17 protein-coding genes and 1 pseudogene are annotated in these 22,666 nt (G+C 69.7%); 4 read left to right on the top strand and 14 right to left on the bottom strand.

Annotated features, from left to right (window positions below):
* Nucleotides 1-107: 107 nt before the first annotated feature.
* The 5 genes from CHC02_RS10525 to CHC02_RS10505 form a co-directional block, all read right to left on the bottom strand.
* Nucleotides 108-2,063: an acetyl/propionyl/methylcrotonyl-CoA carboxylase subunit alpha gene (locus CHC02_RS10525; RefSeq protein ID WP_089391411.1), complete on the bottom strand. Its 1,956-nt coding sequence runs from the start codon at nt 2,061-2,063 to the stop codon at nt 108-110.
* Nucleotides 2,064-2,117: 54 nt separating this feature from the next.
* Nucleotides 2,118-2,915: a gamma-carboxygeranoyl-CoA hydratase gene (locus CHC02_RS10520; protein WP_089391410.1), complete on the bottom strand. Its 798-nt coding sequence runs from the start codon at nt 2,913-2,915 to the stop codon at nt 2,118-2,120.
* Between the two features lie 88 nt (nt 2,916-3,003).
* Nucleotides 3,004-4,611 (bottom strand): carboxyl transferase domain-containing protein, encoded by a 1,608-nt coding sequence (locus tag CHC02_RS10515; RefSeq protein WP_089391409.1) that lies wholly within the window; start codon nt 4,609-4,611, stop codon nt 3,004-3,006.
* A 91-nt stretch (nt 4,612-4,702) separates the two neighbouring features.
* A complete protein-coding gene (locus CHC02_RS10510; protein ID WP_089391408.1) occupies nt 4,703-5,866 on the bottom strand; it encodes an isovaleryl-CoA dehydrogenase in 1,164 nt (387 codons plus the stop codon).
* Between the two features lie 41 nt (nt 5,867-5,907).
* Nucleotides 5,908-6,306 (bottom strand): MerR family transcriptional regulator, encoded by a 399-nt coding sequence (locus CHC02_RS10505; protein WP_089391407.1) that lies wholly within the window; start codon nt 6,304-6,306, stop codon nt 5,908-5,910.
* A gap of 211 nt (nt 6,307-6,517) precedes the next feature.
* Here CHC02_RS10505 and CHC02_RS10500 point away from each other — a divergent pair, with 211 nt between their 5' ends.
* The 4 genes from CHC02_RS10500 to qhpG all read left to right on the top strand — a co-directional run bounded on the left by CHC02_RS10500 (nt 6,518) and on the right by qhpG (nt 12,347).
* Nucleotides 6,518-8,425, top strand: a complete 1,908-nt coding sequence (locus CHC02_RS10500; RefSeq protein WP_425262413.1) for a sigma-54-dependent Fis family transcriptional regulator — start codon at nt 6,518-6,520, stop codon at nt 8,423-8,425.
* Nucleotides 8,425-10,158: an ABC transporter ATP-binding protein gene (locus CHC02_RS10495; protein ID WP_089391405.1), complete on the top strand. Its 1,734-nt coding sequence runs from the start codon at nt 8,425-8,427 to the stop codon at nt 10,156-10,158. Before CHC02_RS10500 ends, CHC02_RS10495 begins: the two co-directional genes overlap by 1 nt.
* On the top strand, nt 10,151-10,819 hold the full coding sequence (gene qhpE / locus CHC02_RS10490; protein ID WP_089391404.1) for a subtilisin-like serine protease QhpE: 669 nt from the start codon (nt 10,151-10,153) through the stop codon (nt 10,817-10,819). The genes CHC02_RS10495 and qhpE overlap by 8 nt, the downstream gene beginning before the upstream one ends.
* A gap of 220 nt (nt 10,820-11,039) precedes the next feature.
* Nucleotides 11,040-12,347 (top strand): flavin-dependent monooxygenase QhpG, encoded by a 1,308-nt coding sequence (qhpG, locus tag CHC02_RS10485; RefSeq protein WP_089391403.1) that lies wholly within the window; start codon nt 11,040-11,042, stop codon nt 12,345-12,347.
* Here qhpG and CHC02_RS30935 read toward each other — a convergent pair whose 3' ends face one another.
* The 9 genes and pseudogenes from CHC02_RS30935 to CHC02_RS10445 all read right to left on the bottom strand — a co-directional run bounded on the left by CHC02_RS30935 (nt 12,348) and on the right by CHC02_RS10445 (nt 22,648).
* Complete coding sequence (locus CHC02_RS30935) at nt 12,348-13,076, bottom strand: methyl-accepting chemotaxis protein (protein ID WP_425320250.1); 729 nt, start codon at nt 13,074-13,076, stop codon at nt 12,348-12,350.
* Nucleotides 13,077-13,205: 129 nt separating this feature from the next.
* Nucleotides 13,206-13,370, bottom strand: a pseudogene (locus tag CHC02_RS30930) (HAMP domain-containing protein); the annotation flags it as partial.
* A gap of 1,203 nt (nt 13,371-14,573) precedes the next feature.
* Nucleotides 14,574-15,899 carry an alginate export family protein gene (locus tag CHC02_RS10475; protein ID WP_089391421.1) on the bottom strand — a complete coding sequence of 442 codons (1,326 nt, stop codon included), beginning with the start codon at nt 15,897-15,899 and terminating at the stop codon, nt 14,574-14,576.
* Between the two features lie 713 nt (nt 15,900-16,612).
* Entirely contained in the window at nt 16,613-17,428 is an 816-nt protein-coding gene (locus CHC02_RS10470; protein ID WP_089391401.1) for an ABC transporter permease, read from the bottom strand.
* Nucleotides 17,429-17,432: 4 nt separating this feature from the next.
* Nucleotides 17,433-18,266, bottom strand: a complete 834-nt coding sequence (locus tag CHC02_RS10465; RefSeq protein ID WP_089391420.1) for an ABC transporter permease — start codon at nt 18,264-18,266, stop codon at nt 17,433-17,435.
* Between the two features lie 10 nt (nt 18,267-18,276).
* Entirely contained in the window at nt 18,277-19,392 is a 1,116-nt protein-coding gene (locus tag CHC02_RS10460; protein WP_089391400.1) for an ABC transporter substrate-binding protein, read from the bottom strand.
* Between the two features lie 61 nt (nt 19,393-19,453).
* A complete protein-coding gene (locus CHC02_RS10455) occupies nt 19,454-20,539 on the bottom strand; it encodes an ABC transporter ATP-binding protein (RefSeq protein ID WP_089391399.1) in 1,086 nt (361 codons plus the stop codon).
* Nucleotides 20,540-20,667: 128 nt separating this feature from the next.
* The gene (locus CHC02_RS10450; protein WP_089391398.1) at nt 20,668-21,600 is read right to left on the bottom strand and encodes a LysR substrate-binding domain-containing protein; all 933 of its coding nucleotides are present in this window, start codon (nt 21,598-21,600) and stop codon (nt 20,668-20,670) included.
* 4 nt (nt 21,601-21,604) lie between these two features.
* Nucleotides 21,605-22,648, bottom strand: a complete 1,044-nt coding sequence (locus CHC02_RS10445; RefSeq protein WP_089391397.1) for a helix-turn-helix transcriptional regulator — start codon at nt 22,646-22,648, stop codon at nt 21,605-21,607.
* Between the last annotated feature and the right edge of the window lie 18 nt (nt 22,649-22,666).

The raw sequence follows: 22,666 nt of genomic DNA, 5'->3' as shown, positions 1-22,666 counted from the left end.
ATGTTCATCGTGACTCCCCCTCCGGGACTGTTGCCAACACATCAGTCTGGCACCTAGATGCCGTAGGAGGGAGGAGTCCATTTCATTGCCCTACGAAGAGGCCAGCCTCAGGCGCTGGCTTCTTCCAGTTCGACCAGCGCCGTACCCTCGGCCACCAGTTCGCCTTCGCTGCAATACAGCGATTTCACCACGCCGGCGTGCGGCGCGCGAATGCTGTGTTCCATCTTCATCGCTTCGAGCACCACCAGGGCGGCGCCGGCTTCCACCGTTTGCCCGGGCTCGACCAGGATGCGCACGATGCTGCCGTTCATCGGCGCGCCCAGGCCGCCGTGGTGGGCGTGGGCCGCCTCGGCCTCGGCGATGGCGTCGTAGCGGCGCACCGGCACCAGTTCGCCCTGCCATTCCAGGTACAGGCTGTCGCCCTGGCGCAGGGCCAGGTGGCGGCGGCGCACGCCTTCGACGTCCACTTCCAGCCATTCGCCCTTCAGCGTTGCGCCGCGCACGCCATTGGCATGGCGCAGGCGCACCACCCGGGCTTCGCCCTTGGCCAGCAGGTGCAGGTCGGTTTCCCCCGGCAGGCCGCTGCGCCAGCCGTCGCGGGCGCTCCACGGCGAGTGGGCGTCGTCGCCGCGCACGCGCTCGGCCTCGCTCTGCGCCCAGGCTTCGCCGGCCAGTTGCCAGAACGGCGGCGGCAGCTCGCTCGCCGCCGGCAGCAGTTGTTCCTGGTGGCGGCCGATGAAGCCGGTGTCCAGTTCGGCGGCGGCGAAGGCCGGGTGGGCCAGCACGCGGCGCAGGAACGCCAGGTTGGTCTTGAAGCCGCCCACGGCGGTTTCGGCGAGCATCGCCAGCAGGCGCTGGCGGGCTTCCTCGCGGTTCTCGCCCCAGGCGATCAGCTTGGCCAGCATGGGGTCGTAGAACGGCGAGATGTCGTCGCCCTCGCGGATGCCGCTGTCCACCCGGCGGCCGGGGCCGGCCGGCGGTTCGCGGTACAGCGCCAGGTGGCCGCTGGCGGGCAGGAAGCCGCCTTCCGGGTCCTCGGCGTAGAGCCGCACTTCGATGGCGTGGCCGTTCAGCGGCACCTGTTCCTGGCTGATCGGCAGCGCTTCGCCACGGGCCACGCGGATCTGCCACGCCACCAGGTCGAGGCCGGTGATGGCTTCGGTGACCGGGTGTTCCACCTGCAGGCGGGTGTTCATTTCCATGAAGAAGAACTGGCCGCTGCCCTCGTCGTAGAGGAATTCCACGGTGCCGGCGCCGACGTAGCCGATGGCCTGGGCGGCGCGCACGGCGGCTTCGCCCATGCCGCGGCGCAGCTCGGCGGAAAGGCCGGGGGCGGGGGCTTCCTCCACCACCTTCTGGTGGCGGCGCTGGATCGAGCAGTCGCGCTCGTTGAGGTACAGGCAGTTGCCGTGCTTATCGGCGAACACCTGGATTTCCACGTGGCGCGGCTTGGTCAGGTACTTCTCCACCAGCATGCGCGCGTCGCCGAAGCCGGACTGGGCTTCGCGCTGGGCGGATTCCAGGGCCTCGGCCAGCTCGCTTTCGCGCTCCACCACCTTCATGCCCTTGCCGCCACCGCCGGCGGCGGCCTTGAGCAGCACCGGGTAGCCGATGCGCGCGGCCTCGCGCTGGAAGGTGGCGTAGTCCTGGGCTTCGCCGTGGTAGCCGGGCACCAGCGGCACGCCGGCGTCTTCCATCAGCGCCTTGGCCGCGGACTTGCTGCCCATGGCGTCGATGGCGCTGGCCGGCGGGCCGAGGAACACCAGCCCGGCCGCTTCGCAGGCACGGGCGAAGCCGGCGTTCTCCGAGAGGAAGCCGTAGCCGGGGTGGATGGCCTGGGCCCCGGCGGCCTTGGCCGCGGCCAGCACGGCGTCGGCGCGCAGGTAGGATTCGGCCGGCTTGGCGCCGCCCAGGTCGATGGCGATGTCCGCCTCCTCGACGTGGCGGGCGTGGCGGTCGGTGGCGCTGTGCACGGCCACGGTGGTCAGGCCCAGGGCCTTGGCGGTGCGCATCACCCGGCAGGCGATCTCGCCGCGGTTGGCAATCAGTAGCGTTGTAATCATTGTTCTGCTCCGTTGGAGGGCGGCAAGCCGCTTGGGGCTTGCGGCCTAAAGCTTCTAGCTGCTCTTCTGCCAGGCCGGCTTGCGCTTTTCGAGGAAGGCGTGCAGGCCTTCCTGCCCCTCGGGGCTGATGCGGATGCGGGCGATGGCGGCCTCGGTGTAGCGGCGCAGGTTGGGGCTCAGCTCGCCGGCGCCGATCTCCTGGAACAGCGCCTTGCAGGCCACCAGCGCGGCCGGGCTGTTGTTCAGCAGGTTGGCGATCCAGGCCTCGACCTTCTCATCCAGTTCCTCGGCGCCGTAGCACTCGTCCAGCAGGCCCAGCTCGCGGGCGCGCTTGCCGTCGAAGCGCTCGGCGGTGAGGGCGTAGCGGGTGGCCGCGCGCTGGCCGATGGCCTTGGTGACGAAGGGCCCGATGGTCGCCGGGATCAGCCCGATGCGCACTTCGGACAGGCAGAACTGCGCCTGCTCGCTGCCCAGGGCCATGTCGCAGCAGGCCACCAGGCCCACGCCGCCGCCGAAGGCCGCGCCCTGGACCACGGCCAGGGTCGGTTTCTTCAGCAGGTGCAGGTTGTTCAGCAATTCGGCCAGTTGCTGGGCGTCGGCCAGGTTGCCCTGGTAGTCGAGCTTCACCGCCTCCTGCATCCAGGCCAGGTCGGCGCCGCCGCAGAAGTGCTTGCCGCGCCCGCGCAGCACCAGCAGGCGCACGCGCGCGTCGTCGGCCACCTGGTCCAGCGCCCGGATCAGCTCGGCGATGGTCTGGGCGTTAAAGGCGTTGTTCTTGTCCGGCCGGTTCAGCCAGAGGCTGGCCACGCCACGGTCGTCGATGTCGAGCTGAATGTTTTCAAAAGTAGTCATAAGGGCCTCTTGGGCTGCAGGCCGCAGGCTACAGGCTGCAGGCAGAAGCGCTCTCGCCTGCAGCCTGTAGCCTGTAGCCTGCAGCCGCTTACATCCTGAATACGCCGAATCTGGTCGGCTCGATGGGCGCGTTGAGCGAGGCGGAGAGGGCCAGGGCGAGGACCTCGCGGGTCTGCGCCGGGTCGATCACGCCGTCGTCCCACAGCCGCGCGCTGGAGTAGTAGGGGTGGCCCTGGCGCTCGTACTGTTCGAGGATCGGCGCCTTGATCTTCGCCTCGTCCTCGGCACTCAGCGCGTTGCCGGCGCGTTCGGCCTGTTCGCGCTTGACCTGGGCCAGCACGCCTGCGGCCTGCTCGCCGCCCATCACGCCGATCCGCGCGTTGGGCCACATCCACAGGAAGCGCGGGTCGTAGGCGCGGCCGCACATGCCGTAGTTGCCGGCGCCGAAGCTGCCGCCGATGATCACGGTGAACTTCGGCACCTGGGCACAGGCCACCGCGGTGACCAGCTTGGCGCCGTGCTTGGCGATGCCGCCGGCCTCGTACTTCTGGCCGACCATGAAGCCGGTGATGTTCTGCAGGAACAGCAGCGGGATGCCGCGCTGGCAGGCCAGTTCGATGAAGTGCGCGCCTTTCTGCGCGGCCTCGGCGAAGAGGATGCCGTTGTTGGCGAGGATGGCGACGGGGTAGCCGTGCAGGTGGGCGAAGCCGCACACCAGGGTGGTGCCGAACAGCGCCTTGAACTCGTCGAATTCGCTGCCGTCGACCAGGCGGGCGATGATCTCGCGCACGTCGAACGGCTGCTTGCTGTCCACCGGGATCACCCCGTACAGCTCCTCGGCGGGGTACAGCGGCGCGCGCGGGGGCAGGGTGTTGAGCTTGCCCTGCTTGCTCCAGTTGAGGTTGGCGATGCAGCGGCGGGCGATGGCCAGGGCGTGCTCGTCGTCCTCGGCGTAGTGGTCGGCCACGCCGGAAGTCTTGCAGTGCACGTCGGCGCCGCCGAGGTCCTCGGCGCTGACCACCTCGCCGGTGGCGGCCTTCACCAGCGGCGGGCCGGCGAGGAAGATGGTGGCCTGCTCGCGGACCATGATGGTCTCGTCGCTCATGGCCGGCACGTAGGCGCCGCCGGCGGTGCACGAGCCCATCACCACGGCGATCTGCGGGATGCCCCGGGCGCTCATGTTGGCCTGGTTGAAGAAGATCCGGCCGAAGTGCTCGCGGTCGGGGAACACCTCGTCCTGGCGCGGCAGGTTGGCGCCGCCGGAGTCCACCAGGTAGATGCACGGCAGGCGGTTCTGCTGGGCGATGGCCTGGGCGCGCAGGTGCTTCTTCACGGTCAGCGGGTAGTAGCTGCCGCCTTTCACCGTGGCGTCGTTGCCGACGATCATGCATTCCACGCCTTCCACGCGGCCGATGCCGGCGACCACGCCGGCGGCGGCCACGTCTTCGCCGTAAACCCCGTGGGCGGCGAGGGCGGAAACCTCGAGGAACGGCGAGCCGGCATCGAGCAGGCGGTTGATGCGCTCGCGCACCAGCAGCTTGCCGCGCGCGGTGTGCTTGGCCTGTGCGGCGGCGCCGCCGCCTTCGTGAACGCGGCCGAGCAGGGCGCGCAGGTCCTGGACGCTCTCCAGCATGGTCGCGGCGTTGGCGGCGTATTCAGGAGAGCGCGTATTGATCTGGGTGCTAAGGATGGTCATAGGTTCTCCGCGCGCTGCAAGCTACAAGCTTCAAGCCGCAAGCGGGTGCTCTGGCTTCGGCTTGCAGCTTGAAGCTTGCCGCTTGTGGCTATCACTTCGTTTCGTTGAACAGCTCGCGCCCGATCAGCATGCGGCGGATCTCGCTGGTGCCGGCGCCGATCTCGTAGAGCTTGGCGTCGCGCAGCAGGCGGCCGGTGGGGAACTCGTTGATGTAGCCGTTGCCGCCGAGGATCTGGATGGCGTCCAGGGCCATTTGCGTCGCGCGCTCGGCGGTGTAGAGGATCACCCCGGCGGCGTCCTTGCGGGTGGTCTCGCCGCGGTCGCAGGCCTGGGCCACCGCGTACAGGTAGGCGCGGCTGGCGTTGAGCTGGGTGTACATGTCGGCGACCTTGCCCTGGATCAGCTGGAACTCGCCGATGCTCTGGCCGAACTGCTTGCGGTCGTGGATGTAGGGCACGACCACGTCCATGCACGCCTGCATGATGCCGATCGGGCCGCCGGCGAGCACCACGCGCTCGTAGTCCAGGCCGCTCATCAGCACCTTCACGCCGCCGTTGACCGCGCCGAGCACGTTCTCTTCCGGCACTTCCACGTCGTCGAAGAACAGCTCGCAGGTGTTCGAGCCGCGCATGCCCAGCTTGTCGAACTTGTTGCCACGGCTGAAGCCCTTCCAGTCACGCTCGACGATGAACGCGGTGATGCCGTGGGCGCCCTTTTCCGGCTCGGTCTTGGCGTAGATCACGTAGGTGTTGGCGTCCGGGCCGTTGGTGATCCAGGTCTTGCTGCCGTTGAGCACGAAGCGGTCGCCGCGCTTCTCGGCGCGCAGCTTCATGGAGACCACGTCGGAACCGGCGTTGGGCTCGCTCATGGCCAGCGCGCCTATGTGCTCGCCGCTGATCAGCCTGGGCAGGTACTTGGCCTTCTGTTCGGCGTTGCCGTTGCGCTTGATCTGGTTGACGCACAGGTTGGAATGCGCGCCGTAGGACAGGCCGACGGAAGCCGAACCACGGCTGATCTCCTCGATGGCGATGACGTGGGCCAGGTAGCCCATGTTGGCGCCGCCGTACTCCTCGGCGACGGTGATGCCGAGCAGGCCCATGTCGCCGAACTTCTTCCACATGTCCACGGGGAACAGGTTGTCGGCGTCGATCTGCGCGGCGCGCGGGGCCAGTTCGCTGGCGACGAAGCCCTGCACCTGCTCGCGGAGCATGTCGATGGTTTCGCCGAGGCCGAAGTTGAGGGACGGGTAGCTCATGGTTGCACCTTTGTTGTACTTGGAATGCGGGGTAGGGCGCGTCAGGCGTTGGCGCGCTGTTTCTTCTCGGTCTCGGCCAGGGCCGCCAGGCAGCGTTCCTCGGCCGTGTCCAGTTCCAGCTTCATCTGCTCGATGTCGAGCAACTGCTGCTCCAACTGCGCGCGGCGGGCGGCGATCTTCTGCATGAAGGTCTCCAGCTGCTTGCGGTTGCCGCTGCTGGGGTCGTAGAGGTCGATCAGCTCCTTGCACTCGGCCAGCGAGAAGCCGATGCGCTTGCCGCGCAGGATCAGCTTCAGCGCCACCAGGTCCTTGGGGCTGTAGATGCGCTCCTGGCCGCGGCGCTCCGGGCTGAGCATGCCCTGCTCCTCGTAGAAGCGGATGGCGCGGGTGGTCACGTCCAGTTCGCGGGCCAGGTCGGAAATGCTGTAGGTGGTCGGCATCGGGCTTGCTCGTTCGTTTACCTTTACGTTAACGTAAACCTGCGTCGAGGGGCTGTCAATCACTTCGCCTCAAGCCGGCTGGCCCGCTAATTGCGTGCGTTGCCGGGCAACCGAGCGTCCTCTTTACTCAAGGGGAGGACGGGTGTAGACAGTCCCTGACCAGCCTGAGCGTCCCGCGCGGCCATGCACTGCGCGGACAAGCGGAGCCGAGATCGACATGACAAGAACAATAGGCAGCGACCTGCTGCGCGAGGCCCACCGGGCCCGTGAACGCCTGCAGCGCGAGGGCGAGCTACCCGCCGGCGTGCTGCGCGAGGAAATCGACGCCTCCTGGCGGCGCAGCCTGGGCCACGGCCTGGATTGCGGCGGCGCCAACGACCAGGAACTGGACAATCGCGCCGGCATCGAGCTGCTGCTGGAGAACAACCGCCTGCTGCTCGACGCCGCCACCCCCGAGCTGGATTTCCTGCGCCAGCGCCAGGGCCACGACGCCCTGGTGATCCTTGCCAACGCCGACGCCACCATCGTCTCGGTGGCCGGCGCCCACGAGCGCCTGCGCCGCATCGGCCTGGAAGACATCACCCTGGGCGCCTGCTGGAGCGAGGCCGCGCGCGGCACCAACGCCCTGGGCACCGCCCTGGTGGAAGGGCGCGCCACCCAGATCGACTGCGGCGAGCACTACCTGGAACGCCTCAGCCGCTTCTCCTGCACCTCGGTGCCCATCAGTTGCCCCCAGGGCACGCTGCTCGGCGTGCTCGACCTGACCCGCGAAGGTCCCCTGGCCGGCCCGGTGGAAAGCCTCAGCCTGCTCAACCGCGCCGCGGTGCAGATCGAGGAGCGGCTGTTCGCCGCCAGCTTCCCGGGGCAGGTGGTGCTGTCCTTCCACAGCCGCCGCCAGTACCTGGATTCGCCCTGGCAGGGCCTGCTGGCGCTGAGCCTGGAGGGCCGCATCCTGGCCCTCAGCACGCCGGCCTGCCAACTGCTCGGCGCCGCCCGCGAGGTACTGATAGGGCGCCGCTGCGAGGACCTGCTGGGTGCCCGCGGCGAACAGCTGCTGGCGCGCCTGCAGCCCGGCGCCCTGGGCAGCCTGCAGACGGCCAAGGGCGAGTTCTTCTACAAGGTGCTGCAGGCGCCGCTGCGCAGCACCGCGGTGTCGGTGCCGGCGCGCCAGCCGCAGCGCCCGGCCCCGGCTGCGCCGGACCTGGAGGCCCTGGCTGGCGGCAACCCGCGCTACGCCCGCGCCCTGCGCATGGCCCGCCAGGGCCTGCTGAACGAGTTGCCGGTGCTGCTGCTGGGCGAGACCGGCAGCGGCAAGGAGGTGGTGGCGCGCGCCCTGCACCAGGGCAGTGCGCGGGCCGGCAAGCCGTTCATCGCGGTGAACTGCGCGGCCATCCCCGAAGGCCTGATCGAATCCGAACTGTTCGGCTACCGCGAGGGTGCCTTCACCGGCTCGCGCCGCGGCGGCATGGTCGGCCGGCTGCAGCAGGCCCACGGCGGCACCCTGTTCCTCGACGAGATCGGCGACATGCCCCTGGCCCTGCAGGCGCGGCTGCTGCGCGTGCTGCAGGAGCGCAAGGTGGCGCCGCTGGGCGCGGGCGAGGAGCAGGACATCGACGTGGCGCTGATCTGCGCCACCCACCGCGACCTCAAGCGCCAGGTGGAAGAGAAGCAGTTCCGCGAGGACCTCTACTACCGCGTCAACGGCATCAGCGTGCGCCTGCCGGCATTGCGCGAGCGCGACGACCTCGGCGAGCTGGCCCAGGGCCTGCTGGCCAGGCTGGGCGCGCCCGGGGTGCGCCTGGACGACGAACTCTTCGCGCTGCTGGCCGACTACCACTGGCCGGGCAACATCCGCCAGCTGGAGATGGTCCTGCGCACCGCCCTGGCCATGCGCGGGGAAGGCGAGGCCACGCTGGGCCTGGAGCACCTGCCCGACAGTACCCTGGAAGAGCTCGCCGCCGGCGAGCGGCAGCCCTGCGGGCGCATCCGCGAGACCGAGATGGAGCTGATCCGCCAGGCCCTGGACCGCCACCAGGGCAACGTCTCGGCGGCGGCCGACGCGCTGGGCATCAGCCGCGCCACCCTGTACCGCAAGCTCAAGCAACTGAAGGGCGGCTGATGTTCTTCACCCGCCTGATCGACAGCGACGACCCCAAGGCCCTCAAGGACGCGCTGCACTGGCTGTACGGCTTCGTCCGCCCGCAGCGCCTGGCCATCCTCGGCCTGCTGGGCCTGGCCCTGTGCGCCTCGCTGCTGGCGCTGGCGCAACCCTGGCTGACCAAGCTGCTGATCGACGACGGCCTGCTGGCCCGCGACTTCCCCATGCTGGCGCTGCTGGCCGGGGCGATGATCGTGATCGGGCTGGTGGGCACGGTCCTCTCGGGGCTCAACCGCTACCTGCACACGCGCCTGTCCGGGCGCATCCTGTTCGCCCTGCGCGATGCGCTGTACCGCCACCTGCAGAGCCTCTCGCCGACCTTCTTCGCACGCCGCCGCATCGGCGACCTGATGTCGCGGCTGGACGGCGACGTCGCCGAGATCCAGCGCTTCGCCGTGGATTCGCTGTTCTCCGCGGTGTCCGCGGTGATCGGCCTGGTCGGCTCGCTGGCGCTGCTGCTGACGCTGAGCTGGAAGCTGTCGCTGCTGGTGGCCGTGCTGATCCCGCTGGACGTGCTCTGGCTGCGCTGGATGCGCAAGAAGGTGGAGCGCGAGGCGCGCCAGCTGCGCGAGCGCTCGGCGGACCTGTCGTCGTTCTTCGTCGAGACCCTGCCGGCGATGAAGTTCATCCAGTCCGCCGGCCAGCAGGGCCGCGAGGCGCGGCGCCTGGAGGGCCTCGGGCAGGGCTACCTGGGCCAGCTGCTGCGCCTGCAGGTCACCGAGTTCTTCACCCAGGCGCTGCCGGGAACGCTGATGTCGCTGTCGCGCGCCTGCGCCTTCCTGGTCGGCGGCTACTGGGTGGTGCAGGGCACCTGGCAGCTGGGCTCGCTGATCGCCTTCTCCACCTACCTGGGCATGGCCATCGGCCCGGTGCAGAGCCTGCTGGGCCTGTACGTGGCGCTGCAACGCATGACCGTCAGCCTGGGCCGGGTGATGGAGCTGCGCGGCGAGGCGCCGGGCGTGGCGTCGCCGGCGCAGCCGCGGCCGATGCCGAGCGTCGGCGAGCTGCGCCTGGAGGGCGTGAGCTTCAACCACGCCGGCCGCAGCCAGCCGCTGCTGGAGGGCGTGGACGCCTGCATCCCGGCCGGACGCAAGGTGGCCCTGAGCGGGCCGTCGGGCGTCGGCAAGTCGACCCTGACCGACCTGCTGCAACGCTTCTACGACCCGGACCAGGGGCGCATCCTGCTCGACGGCGTGGACCTGCGCGAGCTGGACCTGTTCGAGCTGCGCCGGCGCATCGCCGTGGTCAGCCAGGAGCTGGTGCTGTTCCGCGGCAGCCTGGCGGACAACCTGTCGTACAGCGCGCCCCACGTCAGCCGCGAAGAGATCGAAAGGGTGGCGACCCTGGCCCAGCTGGACGGCCTGGTCGCCAGCCTGCCCGAGGGCCTCGACAGCCCCCTGGGCGAGCGCGGCCAGCAGCTTTCCGGCGGGCAGAAGCAGCGCATCGCCATCGCCCGCGCCTTGCTGCAGGACCCGCTGGTGCTGATCCTCGACGAAGCCACCTCGCAGGTGGACGAAAGCACCGAGCGCGAAGTGATAGCCGCCATCGACCGGCTGTTCGCCGGGCGCACCCGCATCCTCGTCAGCCACCGCCCCTCGACCCTGGCCGAGGCCGACCTGCGCCTGGAACTGCAGGACGGCCGGCTGAGCGTGCGCGAGGTGCCGCTGGTGGCCGTGGGAGGGCAGGGTGGCTGAGATCCGGGTGGGCGTGGTCGATAGCGGCCACGCCGAGGTACAGACCGGTGTCGTGCTGGCCGGCCAGCGTTTCTGTCTGGCCGATGATGGACTGGACCGACTGCCATTGGCGACGGATGCCCTGGGCCATGGCTCGGCCGTGATCCAGGCGATTCTTTCCCGCGCGCCGCAAGCGCGCTTCAGCGTGGCCCAGGTGTTCGACGGGCGCGGCGTGACCAGCCCGTTGCAGATCGCCGCCGCGCTGCAGTGGCTGGGCGGGCAGGGCGTGCGCGTGGTCAACCTGAGCCTGGGGGTGCGCCAGGACCGGCCTCTGCTGCGTGAGGCGGTGGCCGAGCTGGTGGCGGCCGGGGTGCTGGTCTGCGCATCCAGCCCGGCGCGGGGCGAGCCGGTGTTTCCGGCGGCCTATCCGGGGGTGGTGCGGGTGACCGGGGATGCGCGGTGTGGCGAGGGCGAGTGGTCCTGGCTGGGCAGTGCGCAGGCGGATTTCGGGGCGGCTGTGCGGGTTGGGGGGCAGGCGGGGGCGAGTCTGGGGTGTGCGGCTTTTTGTGGGCACCTGGTGGCTTTGCTGGGGGAGCGGCCGGCGTTATCGAATGAAGAATTGTTGGCGTTGATGCGTGAGGGGGCCGTGTACAAGGGGATCGAGCGGAAGGTGGGGTTATGAGTGGGGTTGGGGTTTCTTTCCCTCTCCCCAGCCCTCTCCCTGAAGGGAGAGGGGGCCGTTCGGCGTGGTTGGGAGTCCGGAGTCATCCTGTTGCTCCGCGACTGCCGGCTACATGCCTAACTTCGCCACTGCTCCGTACAGTCCCCTCTCCCTTCAGGGAGAGGGTTAGGGAGAGGGAACGGACCTGCAGCCATCACCAACCCCCCCAGCGAACACCCCCATGCCCCCAATCCTGATCCTCGGCGCCGGCCCCGCCGGAACCGCCACCGCCATCGGCCTGCGCCGCCTCGGCTACCCCGTCACCGTCATCAGCGAATGGCGCCGCTTCGCCGCCGTCGAAGGCGTCTCCCAACGCGTGCTCGACGGCCTGCGCCACGCCGGGCTGAACCACGCCCTGGCCTGCGCCGCGCCGCCTTCGCAACGGCGGGTGAACTGGAACGGCGCCGAGAGCGCGCAGAACGTCGAATTCATCCTCGACCGCCCGCTGTTCGACCAGGGCTTGCGTCAGGACCTGCATGAGGCCGGCATCCAGGTGCAGGAAGACCGCGTGCTCGGCGTAGACTCCGACGCCACGGGCCACCACGTGCGCCTGGAAAGCGGCCAGCAACTGCAAACCCCATTTCTGGTGGAAGCCCGTGGCCGCCAGGCACCGCTGAACCAGAAGGCCGGCAAGGCCCGCCGCGGCCCGGAAACCCTCAGCCTGCTCAGTCGCTGGCAGGGTGCGCCGGGGCCGGTGGCCAGCGCGGTGCAGAGCCTGGCCGACGGCTGGGCGTGGATGGCGCGGCTGGCCGATGGGCGCTGCTACTGGCAGCTGACCCTGGACGTGGCCAGCAGCGCTCTGCCACCCAAGGAGCAGCTACTCGACTACTGCCGCGAACGCCGCCAGCGCGCCGAACTCAGCCAGGCATTCTTCGGCGGCCACCCCGAGCAGGGCCTGGAGCTGCATGCCCGCAGCAGCACGCCGATCCTCTGCCTGGAGGCCTGCGGCGAGAACTGGATTCGCGTGGGCGATGCGGCTATGGCGGTGGACCCGCTGTCCGGCAACGGCATCTTCCAGTCGCTGTCCTCGGCGCTGCAGGCCCCTGCGGTCATCAACACGCTGTTGCGCGCGCCGGCGCGCGGCGACCTGGCCAGGCGCTTCCACCAGCGCCGGGTGGAGCAGCTGTTCCTGCGCTTCGCCCGCGTCGGCCGCGACTTCTACGCCGAGGAAAAACAGTGGGCCGACCAGCCCTTCTGGCAGGCCCGCCGCGCCTGGCCGGACGCGCAGCCCAGCCATGCCCCGGCGGATTTCGACGCCCTGCGCATCGAGCGCGCCCCGGTGCTGCGCGACGGCCTGGTGGACGAGGCCGAGGTGGTGGTCAGCCCCGACCAGCCCCTGGGCATCTGGCACCTGCAGGGCCTGGAGCTGGCGCCCTGGCTGCGGCGCCTGCGCAGCGAGCCGCAGGACCGGGTGCTGGCCGCGCTGCCGGCGGAGCAGCGGCGCATCTTCCAGGGCTGGCTGCTGAGCCAGGGCTACCGCCCGCGCTGATCAGGCCTTGAACTGCTGCACCAGGCGGTGCTGCTGCTCGGCGCTCTGGTTCAGCTGCTGGCTCAGGTGCGCCGAGCGCTCGGCCTGGTCCGACAGGGCCTGGGTGACGTCGCGGATGGTGCCGATGTTGCGGCCGATCTCCTCGGCCACGCTGCTCTGCTCCTCGGCGGCGCTGGCGATCTGCAGGTTCATGTCGCTGATCAGGTTCACCGCGCCGGTGATGCGCTGCAGCGCGTCTATGGCCTGGCGCGCCTGCTCGACGTTGTCCTGGGCCTGGCGGTAGCTGGCGTGCATGGCGTCGGCCACCGACAGGCTGCGCGCCTGCAGGTTCTCGATCACCTGGCGGATTTCCTCTACCGAGTCCTGGGTGCGCCGCGCCAGGCCGCGCACCTCGTCGGCGACCACGGCGAAGCCGCGCCCGGACTCGCCGGCGCGCGCCGCCTCGATGGCGGCGTTGAGGGCCAGCAGGTTGGTCTGCGCGGCGATGCCCTGGATCACCTCCAGGATCGCGCCTATCTGCTCGTTGCTGCGCGCCAGGTTCTGCAGCTCGCCCATGGCCTGGTTCATGTCGCCGGCCAGGGCGTCGATGCCGGCGCTGGTGGCCGCGATGGTGGCGTAGCCGTCCTGGCTGGCGCGCTCGGCCTCGCCGGCGGCCTGGGCGGCGCTGGCCGCGCTCTGGGCCGAGGCGTTGGCGGTGGCGGACATCTCCTGCAGGGCGGTGGCCACCATGTCGATCTCGCGGAACTGCTGCTGGATGCCGTCGCTGGTCCGGCGGGCGATGGCGGCGGACTGGTCGGCGCCGGCGCGGGCCTCGCCACTGGCCGCCTGTACCGCGGCGATGCTCGGCTGGAGCTTGTCGAGGAAGCGGTTGAAGGCCAGGGCCAGGCGGCCCAGCTCGTCGTGGCGCGGGTGGTTCAGGCGGCGGGTGAGGTCGCCTTCGCCGTCGGCGATGTCTTCCAGCATGCGCGCCAGGCCCAGGATCGGCCGGCTGATGCCGCGCGCGGTGAGGGTGATGACGCCCATGCCCAGCAGCGCCACCAGCACGCCCAGGCCGATTTCCAGCCAGGTGCTGCGCGCGCGCAGGGCGTCCAGGGTGTTCTTCAGCGATTGCGCCGGGGCCAGCAGCACCTGGCGCGGCACGCTGAGCAGGATGCCCCAGGGTTTGGCCCCTGGCAGCGGCGCCAGGCTGCTGAGTACGGAAACGTCGGCGCTCTGGTCGTAGGTCAGCGAGCGGTCCCGGGCCATGTCGCCCAGCACCTGGGGCAGCGCCGCGTCCTTGAACGGCTGGCCGAGGCCGGCGGCGTTGGCGCTGTCGCTGGCCAGCAGGCCGTTGGGGCTGAGGATGCGGATGCGGCCCTGGCCGTCGAACAACTGGCGGCTGCCGGCCACGCTGCTCTGCTGCAGCGCGGCGAGGTCGATGTCGAAGCCCACGGCGGCGACGAACTTGCCGTTCTCCAGCAGCGGCAGGGTGATGCTGGTGACCAGCCGGCGCTGCCCGGAGGCGTCGTCGAAGTAGGGGTCGAGCACGCAGGGCGCCAGACTCTCCCGCGGGCAGGTGAAGAAGGCGTTGTACGGCTGGCCGCTGGGGCCGGGGGTGGTGTCGGCCAGCACCTGCTCGGTGCCGACCACGCTCTGCTGCTGGCCGCCGCTGCGCAGCAGGTAGAGGGTGAAGCGGCCGTTCTCGTTGCTGCCCAGTTCGTCGCGGCCCTTGAAGCTGGCGTCGGCGCCGTCCAGGGTGTCGACGCCGAACACCACGAAGAGCCCGAGCAGCTCCGGGTGTGCGCCCAGGGTGCCGCCCATTTCCGCCACCAGCTTGCGCCGCAGTGCCTCGGCGCCGAGGTTGCCCTGGCGGTTCTGCTCGCGCAGCGCCAGCAGGGTGCGCGACAGGCCTTCGCCGAGCAGCAGCTTGTCCTGCAACTGGCGTTGCAGCTGCAGGGCCTGCACTTGGCCCTGGGTCTGCAGGCTGGCGCGGGCGGCGTCGGCGAACAGCTTGCCGCTGTCGTCCTTGATCACCTGGCTGTCCTGGCGCGCCTGGTACAGCGACAGGCCGATCAGGGTGGCGGCGACGCCCAGCAGGCACAGGCCGGCCAGGCAGGTGATGCGGCCCTGGAGGGTGGACAGGATGCTGCGCATGCAAAGGCCTCCATGAAAACCGCGAAACCCGCCGCCGCGCCATGGCCGGGATGGGGGCCGGCGGTGGCGCGGGGCGGGCTTGCGGTGCGTGGCTTAGAAGGTGCTGGTGAAGATCAGCTGGGTGTAGAGGTTGTCGTCGTTGCCGCCGATCTGGGTGCCGCCTTGCTCGGCGCTCTTCTTCGGCTTGTACACGCCGACCAGCGGGGTGATGGTCAGGTGCGGGCTGAGGGTCCAGTCGGCGTACAGGTCGATCTCGTGGCCGCCGAGGTTGCCCAGGTCCTTGTCGATGGTGTCGAAGCGGAACCACTGCAGACCGACGTCGAAGGTCTCCGTCGGCTGGATTTTGGCACCGACGTTGTGGACCCGGGTGTTGCTGTTGAAGGGGCCGGAGTAGTTGCCCGCCACCTCGCCCTGGAACCAGGTGCCGAAGCCGCGGCTGAAGCCGTAGAACAGCGGGTCGAAGCCTTCCGAGAAGCGGCTGAAGCGGTAGCTGAGGTAGGGCTTCCAGGCGGCGTCGGCGAAGGTCCAGCCGGCTTCCAGGTACCAGGCGTTCTCGTCGTCGGCGTGGCGCTTGTCCTGCCAGGCGTACTCGCCGGAGAGGAACAGGTTCTCGACGCCGGCATTGCCCTGGCCGCGAACGCTCCAGGTCTTCATGTCCTTGCGGTCGAGCTGCGCGGGGGAGGCGTACTGCTCGTCGATGTCGGTGATGTCGATGTAGGTCAGGCCCAGGGTGCCGGCCTCGTCGACGTGTTCCAGGGTGCCGACGTACAGCTCGGGCTTGGCCTGGGCCGGGTTGTCGGACTTCAGGCGCATGATGTCGCCGCGCCAGCCCTGCTTGCCGCCGATGCGCAGCACCGCGGTCTCGTCGAAGCTGCGGCGGCCGGCCAGGTAGTAGGCGCCGCCGCGGTCGAACATGCCGTCGGCCAGGCCGTTGCCGAAGTTGAGGGCGTCGCCGTTGATCAGGAAGCCGTCGCCGACCACGATGTTCTGGCGGCCGAAGGACAGGTCGATGCCGTCCTCGCCCAGCACCGGGAACAGCTTGCCGGAGCGCCAGCCCAGGTAGGCGTCCTCGATCTTGGTGGTGCGCTCGGAGCCGTCGGTGAAGCCGGCGGCGTCGCCGTCGCCCCAGGTCGCCGAGCTGAGCAGGGCGAAGGCGCCATAGGCCGTGCCGGCCTCGCCCAGGCGCTGGTCGCCGCTCAGGCCGTACTTGATGAAGCCTTCCTGCCAGGAGGACGAGCCCTTGTCCTTGGTGCCGCTCTGCGCGTAGTTCTCCTGGCTGTGCAGCAGCGCGTAGACCGCGGTGAGGTCGGCGTTGAGGTGGGTGTCGTCGGTGGAATACAGCGAATAGGCGCTGGCCTGGCCGCTGCCCGCGATCAGCAGGGCGAGCAGCGTCGGGCGCAGGACGGTGGGTCTGGTCATGGCGTGCATCCGTATCGTTATTGTTGGCAGGGGACGAAACTGCCTGGGATGCTAAGGCCACGGGCGCTGCTGGCCTTGTGCCTGTCTGCCAAGTGCTTGGATGTGCTTGCCAGATGTCGGCGGGATCGCGGACGGAGTCCGCTCCTACGGTGGGACAGGTGCCTCATGGAAACCTGTAGGAGCAGGCCCTGCCTGCGATTCGCGCGCAGGGCGCGCTCCTACATGGGAATGGCGTGAGTGGCGCAGCGCAGGAGCGGATCTCATCCGCGAACCGCGCCGGAACCTCCGGCTATCGCGGACGAGGTCCGCTCCATACGGGCGGGCTCGGCTTCTCGTAGGAGCGAGCTTGCCGGCAACCGCAGTGTTTTGGGTTGACTCCGCTCCCTCTCCCTAACCCTCTCCCTGAAGGGAGAGGGGACCGTTGGGCAGAGTTGGGTGTTCTGGAGTTAGCCGGTAGCACCGAAGGTTTCCGGCTGAAACCATTCTTTCTCTCGGCACGAACAAGCCCCCTCTCCCTTCAGGGCGGGGCGCGCAGCCGAGGGCTGGGGAGAGGGGACGGTCTCCACCACAAACACAGCAGCTACCGGCAAGCCCCCTTCGCGAGCAAGCTCGCTCCTACGAAAAGCGGCCCCGTGGTGCCTGTAGGTGAACCAGGCCGGCGGCGCTGTCCGGGGCGCCGACAATCCCCCGGACAACGCCGCCGGCTTGGCTGCTCAGTGCCCGGCGGGCCTTGCGGCGGCGCGCCCGGCGAGCATGCGGCCGAGCAGGGCGAGGAGGGTGAGGGCGATCAGCAGCACCGAGATGGCCGCCACCGCCGGGTCGATGTTGTCGCGCAGGCCCGACCAGATTTGCCGGGGCAGGGTGTTGACCTCGGTGCTGGTGACGAACAGGGTCACGGCGATCTCTTCCCAGGAGAGCGCGAAGCACAGCAGCGCGGTGCTGGCCACGCCCAGCTTGAGGTTCGGCAGCACCACCAGGAAGGTGGTCTGTGCCAGGCTGGCGCCGAGGTTGCGCGCGGCCAGCTCGATGCGCCGGTCCAGCTGGCTCAGCGCCACCAGCATGGTCACCACGCCGTAGGGCACCACCATCACGATGTGGGCGATGGTCAGGCCGAACAGGGTGTCGTAGCCCAGGCCCGGGGCGAATTTGCTGACGGTGGTTTCCATGAAGTACAGGACCATCGCCGAGATCATCGGCGGGATGGCCATGGGCAGCAGCACCAGGCCGATCAGCAGGGTCGCCCAGCGCGAGCGCAGGTACCAGATGCCCAGGGCGAAGCTCACCGCCAGGGCGGTGGCGACCACGCAGGTGGCGCTGGCCACCACCAGGCTCTGGCCCACCGCCGAGAGCCACTCGGGGCTGTCCAGCAGCGCCTTGTAGTGGCGCAGCGACCAGTTGCCGTCGGGCATCGAGAGGAAGCGCTTGCCGGTGAAGGACACCGGGATCACCGCCAGCAGCGGGAACAGCATGAAGATCATCGCCATCGCGGCGAGCAGGCGGCTTGGTGCCTTGCTTTCGTGTGCGTTCATCTCGTCAGCCCACCAGTTTATCGACGCGGGTCATGCGCAGCAGCGCCCAGATCAGCCCGGCCACCAGCGCCAGCAGTACCACGCTGAGCGCCGCGCCCAGGCCCCAGTTGCTGGTCTGGAACATCTGCAGGTAGACGTACTCGGCCACCATCACCGTCTGCCCGCCGCCGAGGATCGCCGGGGTGATGAAGAAGCCCAGGCAGAACACGAAGACGATGATGAAGGCGCCGAGGATGCCGGGCACCGTCTGCGGCACGAAGATGCTCCAGAAGGTGCGCAGCTGCCCGGCGCCCAGGCCGCGCGCGGCCAGCAGCACGCGCGGGTCGAGGCGGCGCATGGTCGAGACCAGCGGGAAGAGCGCGAAGGGCACCATGAAGTGGACCATGCCGATCACCACGCCCAGCTCGTTGCGCGTGAGCTGCAGCGGCTCGCTGGTGATGCCCAGGGCCTGCAGCCAGCCGTTGAGCAGGCCGTTGCTGCGCAGCGCGATCAGCCAGCCGAAGGCGCGCACCAGCACCGACAGCCAGAAGGGGATGAACACGCAGATTTCCACCATGCGCTGCCAGAACGGCGGGCTGTACACCCAGCAGTAGGCCATCAGGTAGGCGATCAGCAGCGACGCCACGCTCACCGTGGTGCACAGGCGGAAGGTGCGCCAGAGCACGTCGTGGATCGCCGGGTCGCTGGCGATGCGCTGGTACTGCTCGATGCCCGGGGTGGGCAGGCTGAAACTCCAGCCCACCACCCCGGCGAAGGGCAGCACGTAGAACAGCAGCAGCACCAGCGGCAGCGGCGCCAGCAGGAAGGCCAGCTTCAGCCGCGAAGGATTCTCCGCCATGGCGCTCACCTCACTTGGAAACGTGGGTCAGGTATTGCTCCAGGGTCGCCGCGTAGTGGTCGGTGTACCACTCGTGGCTGAGCATGATCTGCCGCGGCAGGTTGTCCGGGTCGGTGCAGTTCAGGTGCCTGCGGTCGGCCGGGATCAGCGAGGCGGCGGCGGGGTTGGCCGGGCCGTTGCCGAACAGCTTGAACAGTTCCACCTGGGACTGCGGGTCCTGGGCGTAGGCAATGAAGCGCATGGCCGCGTCCTTGCCCGCCGGGTTGCCCTTGAGCACGCCCCAGTTGCTGCAGCCGAGCAGGGCGTTGTCGAAGTTCCACTTGATGCGCCCTTCGCTGTCCTCGGTGATCACCTGGGCGCGGGTGTTCCAGATCGCGCCCATGCTCACCTCGCCCTCGATCAACAGTTGCTGGGTCTCGGCGCCCGAGCCCCAGAAGGCCAGGATGTGCGGCTTGAGTTCGTCGATCTTCTTCAGCGCCCGCGGCACGTCCAGCGGGTAGAGCTGGTCCGCCGGCACGCCGTCGGCCAGCAGCGCGGCTTCCAGCATGCCGTTCATCCACTTGTACAGGGTGCGCTTGCCGGGGAAGGTCTCGACGTCCCAGAAGTCCTTCCAGGTCTTCGGCGCCTTGTCGCCGAAGCGCTCGCTGTCGTAGGCGATCACGTAGCTGAGCATGTAGTCGGCGATGCCGTATTCGTAGGCGAAGCCGGGCAGCACCTTGTCCTTCGACACGATGCTGTAGTCGATGGGCTCGACCAGGTTTTCCTTGCCGAGGTTCTGCAGGATGGAGCTTTCCGCGTCGACCACGTCCCAGCTCACCCGGCCGCTGCTCATCTGGGTGCGGATGGCGCCCTCGGTGGGGCCGCTGCCGTCGATCTTCACCGGGATGCCGGTGGCCTTGGAGAAGCCCTCGGTCCAGGCCTTGCCGAATGCCTTGATGGCGTCGCCGCCCCAGTTCACCACCACCAGCGGCTTGTCGCCGGCGGCGAAGCCGACGCCGCTGCGCAGGGCCAGGGGCAGGGCGGCCAGCAGGCCCATGCCCTTGAGGAAGGTGCGGCGGTCGACCTGGCCGCGACGGGCCTTGTCCATGAGGACTTCGATGCAGTCTTGCTGGTGCGGGTTGAACATGTGTGCAGCTCCCAGACAGGGGATGGCGAAAGGGGGAGGGCGCGCGCGGGCGCCCCGGCGATCAGGCGAGCAGCAGGCTCTTCTCGATGGGCCAGCTCAGCCACACGCGGGCGCCCTGGTCCAGGCGCGCGGCCTGGTGCTCGGCGTGCACCGCCAGGCTCATGGGCGGCGCGCCCTCGGCGGCGGTGGCCAGGCCCAGCTCGGTGCTGGCGCCCTGGTAGGTCTTGGTGGTCAGCACCGCCTGCACCACGTTGTGGCCTTCCACCAGTGGCGGCGCGCTGTGCAGCTGCATGTGCTCCGGGCGCACCGCCAGCAGCGGCGCGGCGGCGTCCAGGGCGGCCGAGGGTTCGGCGTGCAGCTCGGCGTCGCCGAAGCGCCCGCGGGCCAGGGCGCCGGCGCGGCCCACCTGGCTCAGCGGGAACAGGTTCATCTTGCCGAGGAACTCGGCGACGAAGCGGTTGCTGGGCTGGTTGTAGATGGTCTGCGGGCTGTCGATCTGCGCCACGCGGCCGCGGTTGAAGATGGCGATGCGGGTGGACAGCGCCAGGGCCTCGTTCTGGTCGTGGGTGACGAAGACGAAGGTGGTGCCGACCTGGCGGTGGATGCGCTGCAGCTCCGCCTGCAGCTGCTCGCGCAGGTTCTTGTCCAGCGCCGAGAGCGGCTCGTCGAGCAGCAGCAGGTCGGGCTCGAAGACCAGCGCGCGGGCGATGGCCACGCGCTGCTGCTGGCCGCCGGACAGCTCGCCGGGGCGCTTGCCGCGGTGCTCGCCCAGGCCCACCACTTCCAGCATCCGGCGCACCCGGCGGTTGCGCTCCTCGGCTTTCACGCCGCGGATCTTCAGCGGGAAGGCGACGTTGTCGTCGATGCTCATGTGCGGGAACAGCGCGTAGCCCTGGAACACCATGCCGAAGTTGCGCTTCTCGGCCGGGCGCCGGGTGATGTCCTGGCCGTGGGCCTCCAGGCGCCCGCTGGATGGGTCCTGGAAGCCGGCGAGGATCATCAGGAAGGTGGTCTTGCCGGAGCCGGAGGGGCCGAGGAGGGTGAGGAACTCGCCCTGGCGAATGTCGATGGAGACATCGTTCAGTGCGTGGAAATCGCCATAGCGCTTGCCGATGTCGATGGCACGAAGTTGGGGCTGTCGCTCCACTGCATTTACCTCGTTTTTTCTTGTTCTTCTCGGGTTGCCGACCCTTCGGTCAGCAGCCCTTTTGCGCAGTATTGTCAAATCCCTCTTCGCTTCAATCGCGTTTTTTCGCCGTCATTGTTCAAATTCCTTCACCTGTTTCCTTCACCTATCACGCCGCCGCGGCTGCCCTTGCGGAATTGCTCGGACAGCCGCAGCTCGGCCTTCATCCAGGCCTTGAAGGCCTGCACGTCGGGGCGTTCGGTCTTGGCCGCGTCGGTGACGAAGTAGTAGCGGTTCGGCGGCTCGATGGAGACGTTGAACAGCCGCACCAACTGCCCCTTGGCCATGGCGTCGCCGCTGACCAGGGCGTCGCCCATGGCCACGCCCTGGCCGGCGATGGCCGCCGACTGCACCAGGTGCGCGTCGGAGAAGACGATGCCGTTGCGCACGTTGAGGTCGCGCACCCCGGCGGCCGCGGCCCACAGCAGCCAGTCGGAGTGGTCGACCATGTGCAGCAGCGGCAGGTTGGCCAGGTCCTCGGGCGAGTCCAGGCCGCCGGCGGCGTTGAGCAGCGAGGGGCTGCACACCGGGAAGGTGTCGAGGGTGGCGATCAGCTCCACGTGCAGGTCCGGCCAGTCGCCCACGCCGTAGGCGATGAACAGGTCGACGTCGCGGTTGCTGACGTCGTCGGGGATGCGCGGCGCCACCAGGTTCAGCTCCACCTGCGGGTGGGCGCGCTGGAACTGGCCGATCTGATGGCACAGCCAGTAGGTGGCGAAGCCCGGGGTGCAGCTCACGCACAGGCGCCCGGCGATCTCCTGGGCGTCGGTGAAGCGCCGCGCCTCGTTGAGGATGGCCAGGGCGCGCTGGGTCTCGCGGGCGAAGTATTCGCCGCGGTAGGTCAGCACGATGCCGCGCCCGGCCTTCTCGATCAGCGCGGTGCCCAGGCAGTCCTCCAGGCTGTGCAACTGGTGGCTCACCGCGCTGCGGGTGAGGCTCAGCTCGCTGGCCGCGGCGGACAGGCTGCCCAGGCGGGCGACGGCGTCGAGCACGCGCAGGGCGGTCATCGAGGGGAAACGCATGGGGTCACTCCTGGCGCGCTTGCGCGCGCCGCTGGCGGAAGCCTTCCGGGGTGGTCCCGGCATGGCGCAGGAAGGCACGGTGGAAGCTGGTGACGTGCTCGTAGCCGAGCAGGAAGGCGATCTCCTGCAGGCTCATGTGGCTGGCCAGCAGGTAGCGCTCGGCCAGGGCCATGCGCACCTCGTAGACCACGCCCTTGAAGGTCAGGCCGTGGGCGCGCAGGCGCCGCTGCAGGGTGTGCGGCGGCAGGCGGAAGTGCGCGGCGGCCTGCTCCAGGTCCGGCAGCGGCACGCGGGCGTTCTGCAGCAGGTAGAAGCGCAGGTCGTCGGGCAGCGCCTCGCCGCTCTCGAAACTGGCCAGGGTGGCCGCGCCCTGGGCCTGGCACAGGCGCAGCACCGAGGGGTTGGAGGTGGAGAAGGGGCGGTCGTGGAAGGCCCTGGGGATGCGCAGTTCGGCGCGGCTGGTGGCGAATTCCACGCGGCCGGGGAAGATGTCGCCATAGAGCGCGGCGTGGGCCGGCGCGGCGAACGGCAGGCGCACCTGCATGCCGTCGCACTCGGCCAGCTCCGGCAGGCGCTGGCACAGCCAGCGCCAGGTGCTGCTGAACCATTCCTCCAGCAGCGCCTGGCTTTCCATCGGGCTGTAGGGCGGCGCCTGCAGGGCCAGCACCAGGTGCTCGCCGTGTTCCTCGCGGGCCACGTGGATGGGGTGGGGCAGCAGGCTGGAGGGCTGGCCCAGGGAGATGTCCCAGGAGCGTCGCAGGTTGGCCGCGCTGATCAGCGCGTAGCCGATCACCCCGAGGTCGAACAGGTTGTAGCGCTGGCCCAGGCGCAGGAAGAAGTCGCTGGCGCCGAGCAGCCCGGCGGCCTGGCGCAGCAGGCGGTAGTAGCGGGCGAAGGTCATGCCGGCGGCGGCCTCGGCGGCCGGCACGCCCAGGCCGGCGAGCAGCGGCGCCAGGGGCGGCAGGTGCGGGCGGGCCTGCCATTCCTCGAGGAAGCGCTGGTACAGCTGGCGCGCGGCGTAGTCGATCTCGGACTGCTGGTCGGGCATGGATGTTGTTGTTATCTG

Source organism: Pseudomonas delhiensis, from assembly GCF_900187975.1.
GTDB classification, from domain to species: Bacteria; Pseudomonadota; Gammaproteobacteria; order Pseudomonadales; family Pseudomonadaceae; genus Pseudomonas; species Pseudomonas delhiensis.
This window is presented reverse-complemented; position numbering and strand designations above follow the sequence as displayed.

What these genes read in the sequence shown, in the direction of transcription:
- CHC02_RS10525 (WP_089391411.1), bottom strand. Translation starts at nt 2,063, where the DNA reads ATGATTACAACGCTACTGATTGCCAACCGCGGCGAGATCGCCTGCCGG.
- CHC02_RS10520 (WP_089391410.1), bottom strand. Translation starts at nt 2,915, where the DNA reads ATGACTACTTTTGAAAACATTCAGCTCGACATCGACGACCGTGGCGTG.
- CHC02_RS10515 (WP_089391409.1), bottom strand. Translation starts at nt 4,611, where the DNA reads ATGACCATCCTTAGCACCCAGATCAATACGCGCTCTCCTGAATACGCC.
- CHC02_RS10510 (WP_089391408.1), bottom strand. Translation starts at nt 5,866, where the DNA reads ATGAGCTACCCGTCCCTCAACTTCGGCCTCGGCGAAACCATCGACATG.
- CHC02_RS10505 (WP_089391407.1), bottom strand. Translation starts at nt 6,306, where the DNA reads ATGCCGACCACCTACAGCATTTCCGACCTGGCCCGCGAACTGGACGTG.
- CHC02_RS10495 (WP_089391405.1), top strand. Translation starts at nt 8,425, where the DNA reads ATGTTCTTCACCCGCCTGATCGACAGCGACGACCCCAAGGCCCTCAAG.
- qhpG (WP_089391403.1), top strand. Translation starts at nt 11,040, where the DNA reads ATGCCCCCAATCCTGATCCTCGGCGCCGGCCCCGCCGGAACCGCCACC.
- CHC02_RS30935 (WP_425320250.1), bottom strand. Translation starts at nt 13,076, where the DNA reads ATGGTGGCCACCGCCCTGCAGGAGATGTCCGCCACCGCCAACGCCTCG.
- CHC02_RS10475 (WP_089391421.1), bottom strand. Translation starts at nt 15,899, where the DNA reads ATGACCAGACCCACCGTCCTGCGCCCGACGCTGCTCGCCCTGCTGATC.
- CHC02_RS10470 (WP_089391401.1), bottom strand. Translation starts at nt 17,428, where the DNA reads ATGAACGCACACGAAAGCAAGGCACCAAGCCGCCTGCTCGCCGCGATG.
- CHC02_RS10465 (WP_089391420.1), bottom strand. Translation starts at nt 18,266, where the DNA reads ATGGCGGAGAATCCTTCGCGGCTGAAGCTGGCCTTCCTGCTGGCGCCG.
- CHC02_RS10460 (WP_089391400.1), bottom strand. Translation starts at nt 19,392, where the DNA reads ATGTTCAACCCGCACCAGCAAGACTGCATCGAAGTCCTCATGGACAAG.
- CHC02_RS10450 (WP_089391398.1), bottom strand. Translation starts at nt 21,600, where the DNA reads ATGCGTTTCCCCTCGATGACCGCCCTGCGCGTGCTCGACGCCGTCGCC.
- CHC02_RS10445 (WP_089391397.1), bottom strand. Translation starts at nt 22,648, where the DNA reads ATGCCCGACCAGCAGTCCGAGATCGACTACGCCGCGCGCCAGCTGTAC.